The following is a 1,281-nucleotide window of genomic DNA, read 5'->3' as shown; positions in this document are numbered from 1 at the left end:
GTGCGCGTGCCGCTGCGCGAGGTCCTCGGCTGGATCGCGGGCCACCCCGACGGCGACCTGACCGTGCCGGCCCTCGCCACCCGCGCCGCGATGAGCGAACGGCACTTCGCCCGTGTCTTCCGCGCCGAGACCGGCCGGACCCCGGCCGCCTTCGTCGAAGGCTCCCGCGTCGAGGCCGCCCGGCGGCTGCTGGAGACCACCGCGGCTCCTCTGGAGTCGGTGGCGCGCGCCTGCGGGTTCGGCACCGTCGAGACCATGCACCGCAGCTTCAAACGGACCGTCCAGGTCACCCCGGGCGAGTATCGCCGCCGTTTCTCCGCACGCGCCGCGGCCCGCTGAGGGCCCCGGCCTCGATGAAAGGCACGCCAATGCTCATCGTCATCCCGATCTTCGACGGCATCACCGCGCTCGACGCCGCCGGCACGTACGAGGTCCTGCGGATGCTGCTGGAGGCCGAGGTCGTCTTCGCCGCCGAGACCGCGGGGCCGTGCGCGGACGGGTACGGCTCGCTGTCCCTCGTCGCGACGGCCGCCCTGACGGACGTCACCCGCGCCGACGTGCTGCTGGTGCCCGGCGGTCCCGGGGCGCGCCGCCGCGTCGCCGACGAGCCGCTGCTGACGTGGATCCGCCGCGTCCACGCCACGACGGAGTGGACGACGTCGGTGTGCACCGGATCGCTGCTGCTGGGCGCGGCCGGCCTGCTGGACGGGCTGGAGGCCACCACGCACTGGAGCGCGGTCTCGCACCTGGAGTCCTACGGCGCGACGTACACGGCGCGGCGGGTCGTCGAGCAGCCCGGCGGCGTCATCACCGCGGCGGGGGTCTCCTCGGGCATCGACATGGCCCTGCGGCTGGCCGAGCTGATCGCGGGCCGGACCGTCGCCGAGGCGTGCCAGCTCACGATCGAGTACGACCCGCAGCCGCCCTTCGACTCCGGCGCGTACGCCAAGGCGTCACCGGAGGTGAAGGAGTACCTGGCGGCCCGGCGCTGAGTCAGGGGCGCAACAGGACCTTGCCGACGTCGTCGCGGGCCCCGCGTGACAGCTCCAGCGCCCGGCCGAACTCCGCGAGGTCCAGCTCGTGCGTGATGAGCGGGCCGGGGTCGAGCAGGTCGGCGGCGAACAGGCGCACCGCGTACGTCCAGGCCGCCGGGGGCGCGCCGAAGACGCCGGTGACGGTGAGCCTCCCGCCGACGATCGCGACCGGGTCGGCGGTGGTGGCCTGTCCGGGGATGCCGGTGAGCACGACCCGGCCGCCGCGCCGTGCCAGGGCGATCGCCGC

At 75.1% G+C, this 1,281-nt stretch carries 3 protein-coding genes; 2 read left to right on the top strand and 1 reads right to left on the bottom strand.

Translation table 11 applies throughout. The features are described 5' to 3' along the window. The coding region (locus ACFFNX_RS50355; RefSeq protein WP_378213605.1) for a helix-turn-helix domain-containing protein at positions 1-339 on the top strand (339 nt) is incomplete at its 5' end. 29 nt (positions 340-368) lie between these two features. Next, positions 369-992: a DJ-1/PfpI family protein gene (locus ACFFNX_RS50350; RefSeq protein WP_378213604.1), complete on the top strand. Its 624-nt coding sequence runs from the start codon at positions 369-371 to the stop codon at positions 990-992. A gap of 1 nt (position 993) precedes the next feature. On the opposite strand, the gene ACFFNX_RS50345 is transcribed toward ACFFNX_RS50350, so the two are convergent. Further along, a partial coding sequence (locus ACFFNX_RS50345; protein WP_378213603.1) for a hypothetical protein occupies positions 994-1,281 on the bottom strand: 288 nt, incomplete at its 5' end.

The sequence above is a fragment of the Actinoallomurus acaciae genome, from assembly GCF_042429965.1.
GTDB lineage: Bacteria > Actinomycetota > Actinomycetes > Streptosporangiales > Streptosporangiaceae > Actinoallomurus > Actinoallomurus acaciae.
The sequence above is the reverse complement of the archived record's forward strand: the minus strand, read 5'-3'. Positions and strand labels throughout refer to the sequence as shown.

Excerpts from the sequence above, each read along its gene's own strand:
- ACFFNX_RS50350 (WP_378213604.1), top strand. The coding sequence starts at position 369 with ATGCTCATCGTCATCCCGATCTTCGACGGCATCACCGCGCTCGACGCC.